The organism is Delftia sp. DT-2, from assembly GCF_028401915.1.
GTDB classification, from domain to species: domain Bacteria; phylum Pseudomonadota; class Gammaproteobacteria; order Burkholderiales; family Burkholderiaceae_C; genus Comamonas; species Comamonas tsuruhatensis.
This window is the reverse complement of record NZ_JAQOTI010000004.1, coordinates 304,095-322,208: the sequence shown is the minus strand read 5'-3', so window position 1 is coordinate 322,208 and position 18,114 is coordinate 304,095. Positions and strand designations below refer to the sequence as shown.

Genomic DNA, 18,114 nt, shown 5'->3' with positions numbered 1-18,114 from the left:
GGGCAGCAAAAAGGGACGGGCCGCCGGGCTGGCGGGTATCAGGCGCGAATCATATCCAGAGCCAGGGCCGCGCGGCGCAGTCACTGGCCTTGGCACTGCGGCGCGCCACGGCTTGTGCCTGGATGCGCCCTCAGGGCGCGGGTGGGCGGCGCAGGTAGATGGCATCCGACCAGGTGGCCAGCCATTGGGGGCGGAACACCACGAAGATGGCCGTCACCATGCCGGTGACCACGGCATCGCCCCAGGCCATGAGCCAGCGCGCAATGCGCGACAGGTCCTCGTTGACACCGGGAAGCGAGTGGCCTGCGGCCTGGGCCAGCAGGGCCGAGATGAAAACGCACAGCACCGTGCCCGCAAAGCCGCGCGCGAGAATGAAGACAAAGATCTGGTGCGGCAGCCAGCGCCGCAGCGCCGCGCCCCAGAGCATGGCCAGCGTGGCGGGCACGATGCCCTGCCAGACCGAGATGCCCAGCGCATCTCCCCAGCCCAGGGCCGGCGACAGCAGGGCGGCCAGCCCGCCCACGACGAGCAGCAGCGGCACGGCCAGAGGCCAGCCCAGCATGAGCACCACCAGCGGCGCCGAGGACCACTGCAGTTGCAGCGGCATGCGGTGCAGCGTGGGCAGGGCCCAGATCCAGGGCAGCAGCACGAGTACGGCCAGCAGCGGCGTGACCAGGGGCGAGGCCATGCGGTCCAGCGGCCCGCCCGGGCCCGGGCGGCCGGCCAGCATGCGCCAGGGGCGCAGCCACAGCGCGGCGGCCAGGGCCAGCAGGGCGATGCTCGCTTCGAGGAACATGGCTAGGACAACCCTTCTATGCGGGCTGGGCCGCCTTTGCCTCCACCAGCGGCTGGCCCAGGCTGCGCAGCACGTCGCGCACCATCTGGGCGCGGTCCTTGGGATTGTCCAGGGCGCGCTCTATGCGCAGCTTCTCGTTGCCGGCCAGCTTGATGTGCTTGTTCTTCTGGATGAGGTGGATGATGGCCATCGGGTCCACCGGCGGCTGGGGCTTGAAGGTGATGTTGATGACGCCGGGCGCCGCATCGACCTTGATCACGCCGTAGGGCTGGGACAGCACGCGCAGGCGGTGCACGTCGATCAGCGTCTGCGCCTGGGGCGGCAGCTTGCCGAAGCGGTCCACGATTTCTTCGAGCAGGGTGTCGATCTGGTCGCTGGTGCGGGCCGTGGCCAGTTTCTTGTAGAAGGACAGGCGCAGGTGCACATCTCCGCAGTAGTCGCCCGGCAGCAGGGCCGGCGCGTGCAGGTTGATGTCGGTGGAGGCCGACAGCGGGCTGAGCAGATCGGGCTCCTTGCCGGCCTTGAGGCTGCGCACGGCCTCGGACAGCATCTCGTTGTAGAGCTGGAAGCCCACCTCCATCATGTTGCCGCTCTGGTTCTCGCCCAGCACCTCGCCGGCGCCGCGGATTTCCAGGTCGTGCATGGCCAGGTAGAAGCCCGAGCCCAGTTCCTCCATCTGCTGGATGGCCTCCAGCCGCTGCTGGGCCTGCTTGGTCAGGCTGTCCAGGTCGGGCACCATCAGGTAGGCATAGGCCTGGTGGTGGCTGCGGCCCACGCGGCCGCGCAGCTGGTGCAGCTGGGCCAGGCCGAATTTGTCGGCGCGGCTGATGAGGATGGTGTTGGCGCTGGGCACGTCGATGCCCGTCTCGATGATGGTCGAGCACAGCAATATGTTGTAGCGCTGGGCCACGAAGTCGCGCATGACGCGCTCGAGCTCGCGCTCGGGCATCTGGCCGTGGGCCACGGCGATGCGGGCCTCGGGCAGGATTTCCTCGAGCTTTTGCTTGCGGTTCTCGATGGTCTCGACCTCGTTGTGCAGGAAGTAGCACTGGCCGCCGCGCTTGAGCTCGCGCAGCACGGCCTCGCGGATCACGCCCGTGCCCTCGTTGCGCACAAAGGTCTTGATGGCCAGGCGCCGCTGGGGCGCGGTGGCGATGACGGACAGGTCGCGCAGGCCTTCCAGCGCCATGCCCATGGTGCGCGGGATGGGCGTGGCCGTCAGCGTGAGCACGTCCACCTCGGCGCGCATGGCCTTCATGGCTTCCTTGTGGCGCACGCCGAAGCGGTGCTCCTCGTCGATGATCAGCAGGCCCAGGTTCTTGAACTGCGTGGACTCGGACAGCAGCTTGTGCGTGCCCACGACGATGTCCACCGAGCCGTCGGCAATGCCCTTGACGGCCGCCGTGATCTCCTTGCCCGAGCGAAAGCGCGAGACTTCGGCCACCTTGATCGGCCACTTGGAGAAGCGGTCCACCAGGGTCTGGTAGTGCTGCTCGGCCAGCAGTGTGGTGGGCGCGAGGAAGGCCACCTGCTTGCCGCCCGTGATGGCCACGAAGGCCGCGCGCAGCGCCACCTCGGTCTTGCCGAAGCCCACGTCGCCGCAGACCAGGCGGTCCATGGGCTTGGGGCTGATCATGTCCTGGATCACGGCGTGGATGGCGGCGCGCTGGTCCGCCGTTTCCTCGAAGCCGAAGTCGTTGGCGAACTGCTCGTAGTCCTGGGGCGAGTAGCGGAAGGCATGGCCCTGGCGTGCGGCGCGGCGTGCGTAGATGTTCAGCAGCTCGGCCGCGGAGTCGCGCACCTGCTCGGCCGCCTTGCGCTTGGCCTTTTCCCACTGCGTGCCGCCGAGCTTGTGCAGCGGCGCGTCCTCGGGTGAGACGCCCGTGTAGCGGCTGATCAGCTGCAACTGGCTGACGGGCACGTAGAGCACGGCGTTGCCAGCGTACTCCAGGTGCAGGAATTCCTGCACGGCCGGCGTGCCGTCGGGGTTCTTCTGGCCCATGTCCATGTGGACCAGGCCCTGGTAGCGGCCGATGCCGTGGTCCGAGTGCACCACGGGGTCGCCCACCTTGAGTTCGGACAGGTCCTTGATCAGTGCCTCGACATCGCTGACCTGCTCCTGCCGGCGGCGCCTGCGGCCCGTGGGGCTGGTGGCGAACAGCTCGGTCTCGGTGACGAAGTCCAGGCCTTCCTCCACCCAGGCAAAGCCGTTCATCAGCCCGGCCGTGGCAATGCCCACCTTCTCGCCCGCATCGCCCTGGAACTCGGCCAGCGAATCGAAGACCGGCGGGTTCACGCCCGAGGCGCGGAAGAAGTCCAGCAGGCTTTCGCGCCGGCCATCGGACTCGGCCAGCAGCAGGACGCGGTGGGCGCTGGCGGCAATGTGCCTTTGCAGGCGCGCCAGAGGGTCTTCCGCGCCGCGCACCACGGACAGGTCCTCCAGCTTCTGGAAGATGGCGCTGTCGGCCACGTCCTCGGTGCCTGGGCGCAGCGCGAGCTGGGCGTGCTCCTTGGCACGCGTGTAGAACTGGTCGGCGGACAGGAACAGCACCTCGGGCGGCAGGGCCGGGCGCTCGGGGTCGCCCTGCACCAGTCGGAAGCGCTCCTTGGTGTCCTGCCAAAAGCGCTGGAAGGCCGGCTCCAGGTCGCCATGCATGACCACGGTGGCATCGGCGCCCAGGTAGTCGAAGACGGTGGCCGTTTCGTCGAAGAACAGCGGCAGGTAGTACTCGATGCCGGCCGTGGCAATGCCCTGGCCCATGTCCTTGTAGATGCGGCTGCGCGTGGGATCGCCCTCCAGCAGCTCGCGCCAGCGCTGGCGGAACTTGGCGCGCGCGTCCTCGTCCATGGGGAACTCGCGGCCCGGCAGCAGGCGCACCTCTGGCACGGGGTAGAGGCTGCGCTGGGTGTCGGGGTCGAAGGTGCGGATGGAGTCGATCTCGTCGTCGAACAGGTCCACCCGGTAGGGCTGCAGCGAGCCCATGGGAAACAGGTCGATCAGGCCGCCCCGCACCGCGTACTCTCCATGGCTGACCACCTGGGAGACATGCTGGTAGCCGGCCAGCGTCAGCTGGGCCTTGAGTTTGGCCTCGTCCAGCTTCTGGCCGCTCTTGAACTCGAAGGTGTAGCCGGCCAGGAAGGAGGGCGGCGCCAGCCGGTACAGCGCCGTCGTGGCAGGCACCAGCACCACGTCGGCGCCATGCTCCTTGTCGCGCTGGTTGATGCGCCACAGCGTGGCCAGGCGCTCGCTGATCAGGTCCTGGTGGGGAGAGAAGCTGTCGTAGGGCAGGGTCTCCCAGTCGGGGAACAGCGCGCAGCGCAGGCCCGGGGCGAAGAAGGCCATCTCGTCGATCAGCCGCTGGGCATCCGAGGCGTCGGCCGTGACGATGGCTGTCACCCGGCCTGCCGCCTTCTCGCGCTCGCCCAGGCGGGCCAGCAGCAGGGCGTCGGCGCTGCCCACGGGGCGGGGCAGGGTGAAGCGTTTTCCGGGAGTGAGCTTGGGCAGTTCCATGGTGCTTGGACGTGGGCGCCGCAGCGCCTGGGCGAAGTAACGACAAAACCCCTCGGCACGCGCAGAGGGGTATCGAAGCATTTTAGCCAGCACGCATGGCGGCCATGCAGGCATGCCCGCATGGCCATGGCGGCACATGGCCGTCACTACAATGCGCCACCATGACAGATCTGCTTGCGGCGGCTGCGCCCGCATCCCTGGAGCCGGCCCGCCTGTGGGCCTTGATCCCCTGCGCGGGCACGGGCTCGCGCGCCATCGCACCCGATGCGCCTGCGCCTGAACTGCCCAAGCAATACCACCTGGTGGCCGGTGCGCCCATGGTGGCGCACACGCTGGCCGCCTTTGCGGGTGCAACGCGCGTACACCACACGCTGGTGGTGATCGCGCCCGGCGATGATTTCTGGCGCCAGGGCCTGCCGGGCCCGTCGCCCACGCGCTACTCCACGGCGGCATGCGGAGGCGCCACGCGGGCCGAATCCGTGACCAACGGCCTGAAGGAGCTGCTGGCGCGCGGTGCGGGCGCGCATGACTGGGTGCTGGTGCACGACGCCGCGCGCTGCCTGGTGACGCCCGCGCTCATCGATGCCCTGATCGACGCCTGCGAGCACGATGCCGTGGGCGGCCTGCTGGCGCACAAGCTGCCCGACACGCTCAAGACGGCCGTGGCCGGGCCCAGCGGGGTGCGCGTGGCGGGCACGGTGGACCGCAGCGACAAATGGCTGGCGCAGACGCCGCAGATGTTCCGCATCGCGCCGCTGCTCGATGCGCTGCAGCACGCCGGCTCGGCCGTGACCGACGAGGCCAGTGCCATGGAGGCCGTGGGCCAGCGCCCGCGCCTGGTGCCCGGCGGCGCGCAGAATTTCAAGGTCACCTATCCGGACGATTTCGCGCTGGCCGCCGCCGTGCTGTCGCAGCGCGAGCGCAGCACCACGCTGGAGCGATACCGGGGCCAGCGCGACCATCCGCAGGCGTCGGGCAATCCATTTTTCTGAACCTGGAATGTTTCACATGAATTTTCGTATTGGCGAGGGCTGGGACGTGCATGCCCTGGTGCCCGGGCGCAAGCTGATCCTGGGCGGCATCGAGGTGCCGCACGAACTGGGGCTGCTGGGCCATTCCGATGCCGACGTGCTGCTGCACGCCATCACCGACGCGCTGCTGGGCGGCGCGGCGCTGGGCGACATCGGCCGGCATTTCCCCGACACCGACCCCGAATTCCGTGGCGCCGATTCGCTGGTGCTGCTGGTGGAAGCGGCGCGCCGCGTGCGCGCCACGGGGCTGGAGATCGGCAACATCGACAGCACCATCATTGCCCAGGCCCCCAAGCTGGCGCCGCACATTCCTGCCATGCGCGAGCGCATCGCCACGGCGCTGGGGCTGGCGCTGGACCAGGTCAACGTCAAGGCCAAGACGGCCGAAAAGCTCGGCCCCGTGGGCCAGCAGCAGGCCATGGAGGCGCGCGCTGCCGCCTTGCTGTTCCGCGCCTGACCAGCGGGGTGCCATCCCCATGCAAAAGGCCCCGGCGATCGGTCAACGATCGCCGGGGCCTTTGTATCTGCCGCACGTATCTGCCGAACGCGCGCTGCGGGCTCAGTCCTCTCCGTCCAGGGCGCCGTCCTGCGCACGCGGGGGCAGCTGGCGCTTGATCTGCGGGCGCTGCAGACGCTGCTCGGGCTCGGCACCCTTGGCCACGCCCGAGGCACGCTGCAACTGCACATGGGCAACCAGCCCGCCCGTGGAGGAGTTGGACAGCGCAAACACGCCGCCCATGCGCTGCACCGTCTTGTCCACGATGGACAGGCCCAGGCCCGCGCCCGCTGCGGCCGTGCGCGCGGAGTCGCCACGGAAGAAGGGCTGGGTCAGGCTGGCCAGCTGCTCGGGCGGCACGCCACGGCCATGGTCGCGGATGCGGATCACCACCCAGCTTTCGCGTTCCGATGCCGTCACATCCACGTGGGTGGTTTCGGTCTCGGGCGTCTTGCCGTAGCGGCGTGCGTTCTCGAACAGGTTGGAGATCACGCGCGCCAGTTCCACCTCGTCGGCCAGCACATAGACGCCTTCGGGCACGGCCATGCTGATCTGCAGCTCGCGGTGGTCCTGCACCGCATAGACGCAGGAGGACACCACGGCATGCAGGTTCACCGGGTTCAGGGTGACATGGTCGGGGCGGGCGTAGTCCAGGAATTTGTCGATGGTGGCGTCCAGCTGCACGATGTCGGCCACCATGTGCTCGCGCGCCACGTCGTCCACCACGCTCATCTCGGTCTCCAGCCGCAGGCGGGCCAGCGGCGTGCGCAGGTCGTGGGAGATGCCGGCCAGCATCACCGCGCGGTCCTGTTCCAGCTGGGCGAGTTTCTGCGCCATGCGGTTGAAGCCGATGTTGACCTCGCGGATCTCGCTGGTGACGGCTTCCTCGTCGAGCTGGCTGGCGTCGAAGTCGCCATCTCGCACGCGGTTGGCCGCATAGCTCAACTGCTTGAGTGGCCGGTTGATCAGGCGCGCGATGGCTGCCGCCCCCGCCAGGGACAGCAGGCCGGCCGTGATCAGCCAGATCAGCCAGGTGCGCCCGCTGGCCGGCGTGAAGCGCGAGCGGTCCATCAGCAGCCAGGTGCGGTCGCCATTGATGGTGAAGCCCACCCACAGCCCCGGCTCGCCATTGACGCTGCGCGCCACGATGGTGCCGTAGCCCAGGCGGCGCGTGAGTTCTTCGGTCAGGCGCTTGCCCAGCGTGCTCTGGTCCAGCAGCTCGAAGCTGTCGCCAGGCTCGCGCGGCAGAATGCGCACGCCTTCCTGGTCGGCCATGGTCTTGATCAGCGAGACGCGGTTGATGGCATCCGAATGCACCAGGGCCGCGCGGCTGAGGTTGACCAGCGAGGCGATCTGCTGGGCGGTGTGCAGCGTGCGCGGCTCGAACTCGAAGGCGCGCAGCGTCTGCAGCCACGCCAGGATGCTGCCCACCAACAGCAGGGCCAGCAGGCAGAAGGTACGCCAGAAAAGATTGAGTCCCAGCGGAGAGCGCGCAGTCATGCGCCGCTCGTAGTCGAGGGGCGCAGGGCTTGTGGCGTCGTGGGGCGGGACGGTGAAGGAACTCATGGAATGCGGTTCGTCATTCTAGGGGCCGGCTGCGAGATTACGCCTGTGCCGGCCAGCCTGCGTTACCGGTTGTCTCGGGTGCAGGCCAGCGGACTATCTATCGATCAGTTCGCGCCATCGGGTACGAACACGTAGCCCACACCCCAGACCGTCTGGATATAGCGCGGAGCGGCGGCATCTTCCTCGATCAGCTTGCGCAGGCGCGAGACCTGCACGTCCAGGCTGCGGTCGAAGGGCTCGAACTCGCGGCCGCGCGCCAGCAGGGCCAGCTTCTCGCGCGACAGCGGCTGGCGCGGGTGGCGCACCAGGGCCTTGAGCATGGCGAATTCGCCCGTGGTCAGCGGCAGTTCCTCGCCGTTCTTTTGCAGCACGCGCGTGCCCAGGTCGAAGGTGAAGGGGCCGAAGCTCACCACCTCGTTGTCGCCGGAAGGCGCGCCCGGCGCTTCCTGCGGCGGGCGGCGGCGCAGCACGGCATGGATGCGGGCCAGCAGTTCGCGCGGGTTGAAGGGCTTGCCCAGGTAGTCGTCGGCGCCCACTTCCAGGCCCACGATGCGGTCCACATCCTCGCCCTTGGCGGTCAGCATGATGATGGGCGTGCGGTCGTTGGCCGAGCGCAGGCGGCGGCAGATGGACAGGCCATCTTCGCCGGGCATCATCAGGTCAAGCACGATCAGGTCCACCGTTTCGCGCAGCAGGATGCGGTTCAGCGCCTTGCCATCTTCGGCAATCATGATCTCGAAGCCTTCCTGCGTCAGGTAGCGGCGCAGCAGGTCGCGGATGCGCGCATCGTCATCCACCACCAGGATCTTGTCGGTGCGGTTGGTCGTAGTGGCCATGTTCATCCTCGGTCGGTCATTTGTAACAGCCGCCATTGTTACCAGCTTGCGCCGAAAAGTCTGGACAAACCCCCGAAATATTGCCGTGTGTTACAGATGTTGCGTTTAAATTTAGAACGGAAAATGTGTCTTTAGAATATTTAACTATGGGTTTTCCATCCTGATGCATTTATCGTTGCAATAATGTTGTCAATGGAGGAGCCGGCAGGCCTGCTTGGCTCCACACCTGTCACCATCTGGCGGCATGCCGTAGCGAAAGGGCGGCATGCAGTTGTATCCCTGAACTACCTTTCATTTCAAAGGGTGAACGCATGAGCAAGCTTTCCAAACAGCTGTCCCGCCCCTGGGTCAAGTCCGTGGTCGCGGCTACTGCGCTGGCCTGTGCCAGCGGTGCCTGGGCGCAGAACGCCGCCACGGCGCCGGCACAGCCTGCCAACGTGGTGCAGTTGTCTGCAGAAGGCTCGGTGGACGTGGTGCAGGACCTGCTGACCGCCACCTTGTCGGCCACGCGCGAAGGGCGTGATGCCGCCACGGTCCAGTCCCAGCTGCAGAAGGTGGTCGAGGCCGCCATGGCCGTGACCAAGCGCAGCGCCCAGCCGGGCCAGATGGATGTGAGCACCGGCAGCTTCGGCATCTATCCGCGCTATGGCAAGGACAACAAGGTGGAAGGCTGGCAGGGCCGCGCCGAGATTCTTCTGCAGGGCCGCGACTTCGCGCGCATCACGCAGACGGCGGCCCAGGTGCAGGACATGACGCTGTCGCAAGTGGGCTTCGGCCTGTCGCGCGAGGCCCGTGAAAAGGTCGAAGGCGAGGCCCAGGCCAAGGCCATCGAGCAGTTCAAACAGCGTGCCACCACGCTGTCCAAGAGCTTCGGCTTTGCCAACTACAGCCTGCGCGAGGTCAATGTCAGCAGCAGCGACACCTCCGTGCCCATGCCGCGTCCGCGCATGATGGCCATGTCCGCCAAGGCCGCCGGCGCGGAAATGGATGCCGTGTCCGTGGAAGCGGGCAAGGCGCAGGTGATGGTCCACGTGTCGGGCTCGGTGCAGATGTATTGAGCAGGCGTGGGCCGCCCATGAAAAAAGGAGCGCCGTGGCGCTCCTTTTTTGACGTGAACCGGTGCTGGCGCGCTTACTGCGCCGCCCAGCCGCCATCCATGTTCCAGGCCACGCCGCGCACATTGGCTGCGGCGGGCGAGCAGAAGAACACCGCCAGTTCGCCCAGTTCCTCGGGCGTGGTGAACTGCATGGAGGGCTCTTTCTCGCCCAGCAGCAGCTTCTTGGCTTCTTCGTTGCTGATGCCGTGCTGCTCGGCCTTGGCGTCCACCTGCTTTTGCACCAGTGGCGTCAGCACCCAGCCGGGGCAGATGGCGTTGCAGGTGATGCCGGAGGTGGCGTTCTCCAGCGCCGTGACCTTGGTCAGCCCGACAATGCCGTGCTTGGCCGCCACGTAGGCAGACTTCTGCGCCGAACCCACCAGGCCGTGCACCGAGGCCACGTTGATGATCCGGCCCCAGCCCTTGCCGCCATCGGCCGCCTGCATCATGGGCAGGACCAGGCGCGAGGTGTGGAAGGCGCTGGACAGGTTGATGGCGATGATGGCGTCCCAGCGCTCGGGCGGGAAGTCTTCCACGCGCGCCACGTGCTGGATGCCGGCATTGTTCACGAGGATGTCGATCTGGCCGAAATTGCGCACGCTGTACTGGACCATGTCCTCGATGTCCGCCACGCGGCTCATGTCGGCGCCGTGATAGGCGACCTGGGCGCCGGCGGCCTGGCCTGCGGCCAGCACTTCGGCACGGGGGCCGTCCACATCGCCGAAACCATTGAGCACGATATTGGCGCCCTGGCGGGCCAGCGCCTTCGCGATCCCGAGGCCGATGCCGCTGGTCGAGCCGGTCACGAGGGCGGTCTTGCCTTTCAACATAGAGAGTCTCCGAATGAATGTACGATGCAACACAGCCATTATCGGCGCCGGCTCCGCGAATGCGTTTCCATGAATCATCCTACGCTGAACTACGTATCCTGCCCGGGGGTTGCCGGGCGTGCCTCACCCTGGAGCCGTACTGCCAGCCCGGCTGCTCAAGAGAATGCTTCGCACCGCATGGCTTATTGGGAATGGAATCGCACCGGCGATCCGCACCATCCCCATGTCGTGGTCTGCGTGCACGGCCTTTCGCGCCAGGGGCGTGACTTCGACGCGTTGGCCGAGCGGCTCAGCGAACGTGCCCGCGTGATCTGCCCCGATGTGGTCGGGCGTGGCGAAAGCGACTGGCTGCAGGATCCGACCGCCTACCAGGTGCCTCTTTACGCAGCCGACATGCTGGCCTTGCTGGCCCAGGTGCATGCGCAGGCGCCTGTCGAACAATTGGATTGGGTGGGCACCAGCATGGGCGGGCTGATCGGCATGGCGCTTGCGGGCCAGCCGGGGCTGCCGCTGCCGGCGCCCATTCGCAGGCTGGTGCTCAACGATGTGGGGCCTGTCATCGAGTGGTCTGCCCTGGAGCGCATAGGGCAGTACCTGGGCAAGGGCGTGCATTTTGAAAATCTTGAGCAGGCAGCCCATGCGCTGCTCTTGATTTCCGAAGGCTTCGGCCCACATAGCGAAGGGCAATGGTTGCGATTGACGCGACCTATGATGCGGCCGGCCGCCGATGGCGGCCTTGTCCTGCACTATGACCCTCAGATTGCGGTGCCCCTGCAGCACATGACGCGCGAGATGGCCCAGGCCGGCGAAGCGCTGCTGTGGCAGCTGTATGACCAGATCAAGGCACGCGTCTTGCTAGTTCGTGGTGCGCAGTCCGACCTGCTGACGGCGGCCACGGCACAGGCCATGGCGCAGCGAGGGCCGAAGGCGCATTGCGTGGAATTTGAAGGGGTGGGACATGCGCCCACCTTCGTCGCGGCAGGGCAGGTGGCCTTGCTGTGCCGGTTCTTATGGGGAGAAGAGCGCTTGCCAAGCACCATGAATCTTGCCGAGCAGGCCAGGGAGAGTGACGAATGAAGACTGCCAGCAGCGAGGCCGCCGTGCAGGCGCCTTCGCCCGGCGCAGCCGCGCCGGGCCAGGTGCCGTCGGTGCTGCCGCACCTGATCACGGCCACGTCGCAGACCCTGCCCGAACAGGTCAACGCGCTGGCGCGCGCGCGCAGCTTTGCCGAGCCGCTGATCGCCACCGAGACCATGGAGTCCGGTGAGAACACCATGGCCCATGCCGATGCGGTGGCTGCCATCCTCAAGACCATCGGCGGCTCCGAAACCATGCAGGCGGCGATCTATCTGGTGCATGCCAGCGTGCACCTCAATCGCCCGCAGGAAGTGATCGCCAAGGCCTTTGGCGAGAATTTCGCCACCCTGGCCGTGGAAACCAACAAGCTCATGCGCGTGCAGGAGCAGGCGCGCGGCGCCGAGCTGGGCGGCCAGTACCTGGACGATGAGGCCACGCAGACCGAGAACGTGCGCAAGATGCTGCTGGGTTTCTCGCGCGACCTGCGCGTGGTGCTGCTGCGGCTGGCGTCGCGCCTGCAGACGCTGCGCTACTACGCAGCCAGCAAGCGCCCGGTCTCGCCCGGCATTGCGCGCGAGGCGCTGACGGTGTTTGCGCCGCTGGCCAACCGGCTGGGCATCTGGCAGATCAAGTGGGAGCTGGAGGATCTGTCCCTGCGCTTCCTGGAGCCCGAGACCTACCGCGAAGTGGCCCGCCTGCTCGATGAAAAGCGCGTGGAGCGTGAAGCCTATATGGAGCAGATGCGCGCACGGCTGGAGGCCGACCTGCGCGCGCACAGCATCAGCGCCACCGTGCAAGGCAGGCCCAAGCACATCTACAGCATCGTCAAGAAGATGCGAGGCAAGTCGCTGAACTTCGACCAGGTCTTCGACATCCGCGCCATGCGTGTCGTCGTGCCCACGATCAAGGACTGCTACGCCACCCTGTCCTGGGTGCATGAGCAGTTCACGCCCATCGAGGCGGAATTCGACGACTACATCGCCAAGCCCAAGCCCAACGGCTACCAGTCGCTGCACACCGTGGTGCGCGACGAGACGGGCCGCGCCATCGAGATCCAGATCCGAACCCAGGCCATGCACGACCATGCCGAGCACGGCGTGGCCGCCCACTGGGCCTACAAGGAGGCGGGCACCAAGGGATACGCGGGCGTCACGGCCAGCAGCGAGTACGACGCCAAGATTGCCGTGCTGCGCCAGCTGCTGGCCTGGGGCAGCGACCTGGCGGGCGCCCACCATCGCGGCCTGTTCGAGGACCGCATCTACGTGCTCACCCCCGACGCGGCCGTCATCGAGCTGCCGCAGGGCGCGACGCCCGTGGACTTTGCCTACTCGGTGCACACCAGCCTGGGCCACCGCTGCCGCGGCGCGCGCGTGGACGGCGCCATGGTGCCGCTGAACACGCCGCTGCAAAACGGCCAGACCGTGGAGATCACCACGGTCAAGGAGGGGCGCCCCTCGCGCGACTGGCTCAACGCTGACCTCGGCTACCTGACCAGCAACCGGGCCAAGGCCAAGGTGCGTGCCTGGTTCAATGCCCAGGCCACGCACGAGACCGTGGCGCGCGGCCGCGAGGCGGTCGAGAAACTGCTGCAGCGCGAGGGCAAGACGGCCGTCAAGCTGGAGGAGCTGGCCGTTCAGCTCGGCTTCAAATCGGCCGATGCCTTGTTCGAAGTCGTCGGCAAGGATGAATACTCGCTGCGCAACATCGAGACCGTGCTGCGACCGGCCGAGGCGGAGGAGGAAGTCGAGGAATTCTCCCCGGTGCGCAAGGCACGCGGCACGGACTCGCCCAAGGGCGGCGTGCTGGTCGTTGGCGTGGACTCGCTGATGACGCAGCTGGCCAAGTGCTGCAAGCCTGCGCCGCCGGACGACATCCAGGGCTTTGTCACGCGCGGCAAGGGCGTGAGCGTGCACCGCTGCGACTGCTCCAACTTCCGTGAAATGGCAGCGCGCAATTCCGAGCGCGTGATCGACGTGGCCTGGGGCCAGCCCAAGGCGGCGGCCGTGGCCTCGGCCGTCTACCCGGTCGATGTGTCCGTGGAAGCGGCCGACCGGCAGGGCCTGCTGCGCGATATCTCCGAAGTCTTTGCGCGGGAGAAGACCAATGTCATCGGCGTGCAGACCCAATCCGTCAAGGGAACGGCCTGGATGACCTTCACCGTGGAAGTGGCCGATTCCGGTCGCCTCAACAAGGTGCTGGGCATTGTGGCCGCCGTGGCGGGCGTGCGTTCGGCACGGCGGCGCTGAGCCTGTTCGGGTATTTTTGCCGGAGCCCTGGAAAACCCGTGCTAGAATCGCTTTCTCGAACAAACACAGGCGCGTAGCTCAGCTGGTTAGAGCACCACCTTGACATGGTGGGGGTCGTTGGTTCGAGTCCAATCGCGCCTACCAATTTTCCATTGCCAGATGGAATGCAAAAAGCCTTCTGATCACTCAGAAGGCTTTTTTGTTTGGTTTTTCTGTTTGTGCGCCCGCCCACGATGGGGAGACTTGCCGGTCAAGGAGGTCAGGTGCCGACTCCGGCCTGTGCCTGCAGGTAGTCGTTTTGCAGCAGGTACATGCGGATGGCGTTGCGGTACTGGCCGTTGGCGAAGAACTCGTCGATCAGCACGCCTTCCTGCACGAAGCCTATGCGCGCGTAGATGTGGATGGCCTTTTCGTTCTCCTGGTCCACATGGAGAAAGATCTTGTGCAGGTTGAGCGTCTTGAAGCCATAGTCCAGCGCCAGCCGCGTGGCCTGGGCTGCGATGCCCTGGCCTTGCTGCTCGGGGGCGATGATGATCTGGAACTCGGCGCGCCGGTGGATCAGGTCGATCTCCACCAGCTCGACGAGACCGGCGCGATCGCCCTGGTGCTCGACGATGAAGCGGCGCTCGGTCTGGTCGTGCACGTGCGCGTCGTAGAGCGCGGAAAGCTCGTCGAAGGTCTCGTAAGGCTCCTCGAACCAGTAGCGCATGATGGCGGCATTGTTGTTGAGCAGATGCACGGAGCGCAGATCTTCGCGCTCCAGGGGTCTCAGGCGGATGCTGTGATTCATGCGCTCATTGTGCGAGAGCCGCGGTATCCGGCTGCAGGCCACGGATTACCAGCCGGTAGATCAGGTCGGCCGCCGTGTCGTAGTCGTCGGCGGTCAGTTCCGGCCGGCCCAGCAGCAGCGCGAACTGGGCCTGCTGGTCGGCGTAGGCCTGGGTCACGGACCAGAGGATGAACATCAGGTGGGTGAAATCCACGCGGGCAATCTTGCCCTGCGCCACCCAGCGCTCGAAGGCCTGCACGTCGGCTGCCAGCGCCGGGCCTACCTGGCTCGCTATGGCTTGTCCGAATCGGGGCGCACCGGCCATCACCTCGCGCGTGAACACACGGGAGCCATGGGGCCGCTCGCGCGAGGACTGCAGCTTGGCCCGGATGTAGATGCGCAGGGCCTCCGCCGGGTCGTCGCCGCGCAGCAGGTCGGACATGCCGGCGAGCCACTGCGTCAGCACGTCGCCCAGCACGCGCAGGTACAGCTCCTCCTTGCTGGCGAAGTAGTACAGCAGGTTGTGGCGGCTGAGGCCGGCGTCGTGCGCGATCAGTTCCAGCGATGCGCCTTCGAAGCCGTATTGCGCAAAGTGCAGTTCGGCCGTCTGCAGGATGTTCAGCTCCTTGCGCAGCCGTGCAGCGGTGGGCTTGCGCGTGGCCGATCGGGCCTGGGGGGAGGGCGCATTGTCAGAAAGGGTTGCCATTGCGCAGATGGTAAGTGGAGATAAGTGGCGCCATTTTGGTGCGATTGTCTGGCATCTTTCTTGCTGACGACTTTCTGGGTGATTTTACTGATTGGTAAATTTTTTCACCCGCGTAAATTCCGTTCCACCCCCAGTGCGCCCGACAAGAGGCGTCACTTGCACATGCGAGGACCACGATGAAACCTCCGAAGACTGTGTTGCTGGATCCGGGGCCTTGCAGGAGTTCCTCCTGCGGGCCGCCTTGCGTTGTCCGAGATGGCCCGGCATGGCCCTGCATGCCGTGTCCCCCTTCACGCCCTCAATCCTGACTCTGGAGGATGCACCATGGATAGCCCCGCGCAACGCGCCTGCGGCATTGCCGCCGGCCGCCTGAACCTGGCCGAATACGCGGCCAATTTCTCCGACGCCCACCCCCCGCTGAACCGCGCCCAGGCCCTGATCGAGGCCGAGCGCTGCTACTACTGCTATGACGCGCCTTGCACCACGGCCTGCCCCACAAGCATCGATGTGCCGGCCTTCATCGCCCGCATCGCCCAGGACAACGTCCGTGGCGCGGCGCGCGAGATCCTCACGGCCAACCCGCTGGGCGGCATGTGCTCCCGCGTCTGTCCCACGGAGCAGTTGTGCGAGCAGGCCTGCGTGCGCAACACCCAGGAAGACAAGCCGGTCGAAATTGGTGCACTGCAACGCTATGCGACCGATGCCTTCATGGCCTCCGGTGGTGCACCGCTGTTCCAGCGTGCCGCCGCCACGGGCAGGAAGGCGGCCGTGGTCGGAGCTGGCCCTGCCGGCCTGACCTGCGCGCACCAATTGGCGCTGCAGGGCCATGAGGTGGTGCTGTTCGATGCCCGGCCCAAGCTGGGCGGGCTCAATGAATACGGCCTGGCCAGCTACAAGACCCCCGGTGATTTTGCGCAAAAGGAAATCGACTGGCTGCTGTCCGTGGGCGGGATCACGCCGCGCAACAACCAGCGGCTGGGGCGAGATTTCACGCTGGATTCGCTGCTGGCAGAGCATGACGCCGTATTCCTCGGCCTGGGCCTGGCGGGCGTCAATGCGCTGGGCGCGGCCGAGCCGCAGGCCGAAGGCTTGCGCAATGCGGTGGACTTCATTGCCGACATCCGCCAGGCGGCCGACAAATCCACGGTGCCGGTGGGCCGGCGCGTGGTGGTGATCGGCGGCGGCATGACGGCGGTGGATGCGTCCGTGCAGGCCCGGCTGCTGGGGGCCGACGAGGTCACCATGTTCTACCGCCGGGGCAAGGATGCGCTGTCTGCCTCCTGGGTGGAGCAGGAATGGGCGCAGACCCATGGCGTCAACCTGCGGCTGTGGGCCGCGCCCCAGGAGATCCTGGTGCAGGACGGCAAGGTCTGCGGCGTGCGCATGGCCTGCACCCGCATGGAGGGCGACAGGCTGCAGGTGACGCAGGAGGTGTTCGACGTGCCGGCCGACATGGTGCTCAAGGCCATTGGCCAGACCTATGTCGCCACGCCGGCGGGCGCGGCCATTGCCTTGCGTGACGGCCGCATCGACACCGACGACGAAGGCCGCACCAGCGTGCCGCGCGTGTGGGCCGGCGGCGACTGCCGCGCCGGTGGCCAGGACCTGACCGTGCAGGCGGTGGAGCACGGCAAGGTCGCCGCGCGGTCCATGCACCAGGCGCTGACCAGCGCCGTGGCGGCCGGGGTTTGAGCGGCTGTGCCCGCGCTTTTCAAGGAGCATTGACATGGCAGACATCAGCAGCCGCTTTCTGGGCATTTCCAGCCCCAATCCGTTCTGGCTGGCCTCGGCACCGCCCACGGACAAGGAGATCAACGTCACCCGCGCATTCGAGGCCGGCTGGGGCGGCGTGGTGTGGAAGACGCTGGGCGAGGACCCGCATGTGGTCAACGTGAACGGGCCGCGCTACTCCACCCTCATGGCGCAGGACCGGCGCGTGATGGGCCTGAACAACATCGAGCTGATCACCGACCGGCCGCTGCGCACCAACCTGGAGGAGATGACCCGCGTGAAGAAGGCCTGGCCTGACCGCGCGCTGATCGCCTCGCTGATGGTGCCCTGCGTGGAGGAAAGCTGGAAGCGCATCCTGCCCATGGTGGAGGACACCGGCGCCGACGGGCTGGAGCTGAACTTCGGCTGCCCGCACGGCATGAGCGAGCGCGGCATGGGTGCGGCCGTGGGCCAGGTGCCCGAGTACATCCAGATGGTCACGCAGTGGTGCAAGCAGTACAGCCGGCTGCCGGTGATCGTGAAGCTCACGCCCAACATCACCGACGTGCGCTTTCCCGCGCGGGCGGCCAAGGCCGGCGGGGCGGATGCGGTGTCCCTGATCAACACCATCAACTCGCTGATGGGCGTGAACCTGGACACCCTGGTCATGCACCCCAGCACCGACGGCCAGGGCTCGCACGGCGGCTACTGCGGCCCGGCCGTGAAGCCCATCGCCCAGAACATGGTGGCCGAGATCGCGCGCGATCCGCAGACGGCGGGCCTGCCCATCTCGGGGATCGGCGGCATCACCACCTGGAAGGACGCGGCCGAATACATCGCGCTGGGATGCGGCAATGTCCAGGTGTGCACGGCGGCCATGGTCTACGGCTTTCGCATCGTGCAGGACATGTGCGACGGGCTGTCCAACTACATGGACGCGCACGGCTTTGCGCGCATCGAGGACTTCCAGGGCCGGGCCGTGCCCACGGTCAGGGATTGGAAGGACCTCAACCTCAACCACATCGACAAGGCCGTCATCAACCAGGACAGCTGCATCCAGTGCGGGCGCTGCCATGTGGCCTGCGAGGACACCTCCCACCAGGCCATCACTTTCAGCAAGGAGGGCGGTGTGCGCCGCTTCGAGGTGGATGACACCGAATGCGTGGGCTGCAACCTGTGCGTGTCCATCTGCCCCGTGCCCGAGTGCATCACCATGCGCAGCCTGCAGCCGGGCGAGGTGGACCCCCGCACCGGCCAGACGGTCACCGGGGAGTATGCGAACTGGACCACGCACCCGAACAACCCCATGCGCCAGGCCGTGACGGCGCAGGGCTAGAGGGGGCATTGCGGCAGGTCGGCGCACGGCCCGCATCCGGGCCGACCTGGCACGAAATGCGCTTGATGGAAACGGTCAGACCCTGGATCAGCAATGGATTGGTGATTT

General features: G+C 67.0%; 14 protein-coding genes and 1 tRNA gene. 8 read left to right on the top strand and 7 right to left on the bottom strand.

The window, feature by feature from the left end:
- Nucleotides 1–130 precede the first annotated feature (130 nt).
- A complete protein-coding gene (locus tag PO605_RS08835) occupies nucleotides 131–796 on the bottom strand; it encodes a hypothetical protein (protein WP_272206299.1) in 666 nt (221 codons plus the stop codon).
- 16 nt (nucleotides 797–812) lie between these two features.
- Nucleotides 813–4,307 (bottom strand): transcription-repair coupling factor, encoded by a 3,495-nt coding sequence (gene mfd / locus PO605_RS08830; RefSeq protein ID WP_047474971.1) that lies wholly within the window; start codon nucleotides 4,305–4,307, stop codon nucleotides 813–815.
- A gap of 161 nt (nucleotides 4,308–4,468) precedes the next feature.
- On the opposite strand from mfd, the gene ispD reads away from it, so the two are divergent.
- The gene (gene ispD / locus PO605_RS08825) at nucleotides 4,469–5,299 is read left to right on the top strand and encodes a 2-C-methyl-D-erythritol 4-phosphate cytidylyltransferase (RefSeq protein ID WP_046238331.1); all 831 of its coding nucleotides are present in this window, start codon (nucleotides 4,469–4,471) and stop codon (nucleotides 5,297–5,299) included.
- A 16-nt stretch (nucleotides 5,300–5,315) separates the two neighbouring features.
- Nucleotides 5,316–5,795 (top strand): 2-C-methyl-D-erythritol 2,4-cyclodiphosphate synthase, encoded by a 480-nt coding sequence (gene ispF, locus PO605_RS08820; protein ID WP_013803157.1) that lies wholly within the window; start codon nucleotides 5,316–5,318, stop codon nucleotides 5,793–5,795.
- 102 nt (nucleotides 5,796–5,897) lie between these two features.
- On the opposite strand, the gene PO605_RS08815 is transcribed toward ispF, so the two are convergent.
- Together PO605_RS08815 and ompR are read right to left on the bottom strand one after the other, a co-directional pair.
- Nucleotides 5,898–7,400, bottom strand: a complete 1,503-nt coding sequence (locus tag PO605_RS08815) for an ATP-binding protein (RefSeq protein ID WP_012204699.1) — start codon at nucleotides 7,398–7,400, stop codon at nucleotides 5,898–5,900.
- Nucleotides 7,401–7,504: 104 nt separating this feature from the next.
- Nucleotides 7,505–8,242: an osmolarity response regulator transcription factor OmpR gene (gene ompR / locus PO605_RS08810; protein ID WP_017404718.1), complete on the bottom strand. Its 738-nt coding sequence runs from the start codon at nucleotides 8,240–8,242 to the stop codon at nucleotides 7,505–7,507.
- Nucleotides 8,243–8,547: 305 nt separating this feature from the next.
- On the opposite strand from ompR, the gene PO605_RS08805 reads away from it, so the two are divergent.
- Complete coding sequence (locus tag PO605_RS08805; RefSeq protein WP_034363125.1) at nucleotides 8,548–9,294, top strand: SIMPL domain-containing protein; 747 nt, start codon at nucleotides 8,548–8,550, stop codon at nucleotides 9,292–9,294.
- A 73-nt stretch (nucleotides 9,295–9,367) separates the two neighbouring features.
- On the opposite strand, the gene PO605_RS08800 is transcribed toward PO605_RS08805, so the two are convergent.
- Complete coding sequence (locus PO605_RS08800) at nucleotides 9,368–10,162, bottom strand: 3-hydroxybutyrate dehydrogenase (RefSeq protein ID WP_016445272.1); 795 nt, start codon at nucleotides 10,160–10,162, stop codon at nucleotides 9,368–9,370.
- A 69-nt stretch (nucleotides 10,163–10,231) separates the two neighbouring features.
- On the opposite strand from PO605_RS08800, the gene PO605_RS08795 reads away from it, so the two are divergent.
- The 3 genes from PO605_RS08795 (at nucleotide 10,232) to PO605_RS08785 (ending at nucleotide 13,629) form a co-directional block, all read left to right on the top strand.
- Entirely contained in the window at nucleotides 10,232–11,239 is a 1,008-nt protein-coding gene (locus tag PO605_RS08795; protein ID WP_272206357.1) for an alpha/beta fold hydrolase, read from the top strand.
- Nucleotides 11,236–13,485, top strand: a complete 2,250-nt coding sequence (locus PO605_RS08790) for a RelA/SpoT family protein (protein ID WP_272206298.1) — start codon at nucleotides 11,236–11,238, stop codon at nucleotides 13,483–13,485. The genes PO605_RS08795 and PO605_RS08790 overlap by 4 nt, the downstream gene beginning before the upstream one ends.
- A 67-nt stretch (nucleotides 13,486–13,552) precedes the next feature.
- Nucleotides 13,553–13,629 (top strand) — tRNA-Val (locus PO605_RS08785).
- A 115-nt stretch (nucleotides 13,630–13,744) separates the two neighbouring features.
- On the opposite strand, the gene speG is transcribed toward PO605_RS08785, so the two are convergent.
- Both speG and PO605_RS08775 read right to left on the bottom strand, forming a co-directional pair.
- On the bottom strand, nucleotides 13,745–14,275 hold the full coding sequence (gene speG / locus PO605_RS08780) for a spermidine N1-acetyltransferase (RefSeq protein ID WP_016445275.1): 531 nt from the start codon (nucleotides 14,273–14,275) through the stop codon (nucleotides 13,745–13,747).
- Between the two features lie 4 nt (nucleotides 14,276–14,279).
- Nucleotides 14,280–14,960, bottom strand: coding sequence for a TetR/AcrR family transcriptional regulator (locus PO605_RS08775; protein ID WP_043789684.1), 681 nt, complete (start codon nucleotides 14,958–14,960; stop codon nucleotides 14,280–14,282).
- 324 nt (nucleotides 14,961–15,284) lie between these two features.
- Between PO605_RS08775 and PO605_RS08770 the strand changes: the two genes are divergently transcribed.
- Together PO605_RS08770 and preA are read left to right on the top strand one after the other, a co-directional pair.
- Nucleotides 15,285–16,652 carry an NAD(P)-dependent oxidoreductase gene (locus PO605_RS08770; RefSeq protein WP_272206297.1) on the top strand — a complete coding sequence of 456 codons (1,368 nt, stop codon included), beginning with the start codon at nucleotides 15,285–15,287 and terminating at the stop codon, nucleotides 16,650–16,652.
- A gap of 34 nt (nucleotides 16,653–16,686) precedes the next feature.
- Nucleotides 16,687–18,006 carry an NAD-dependent dihydropyrimidine dehydrogenase subunit PreA gene (gene preA / locus PO605_RS08765; protein ID WP_013803150.1) on the top strand — a complete coding sequence of 440 codons (1,320 nt, stop codon included), beginning with the start codon at nucleotides 16,687–16,689 and terminating at the stop codon, nucleotides 18,004–18,006.
- The last annotated feature ends 108 nt before the right edge of the window (nucleotides 18,007–18,114 follow it).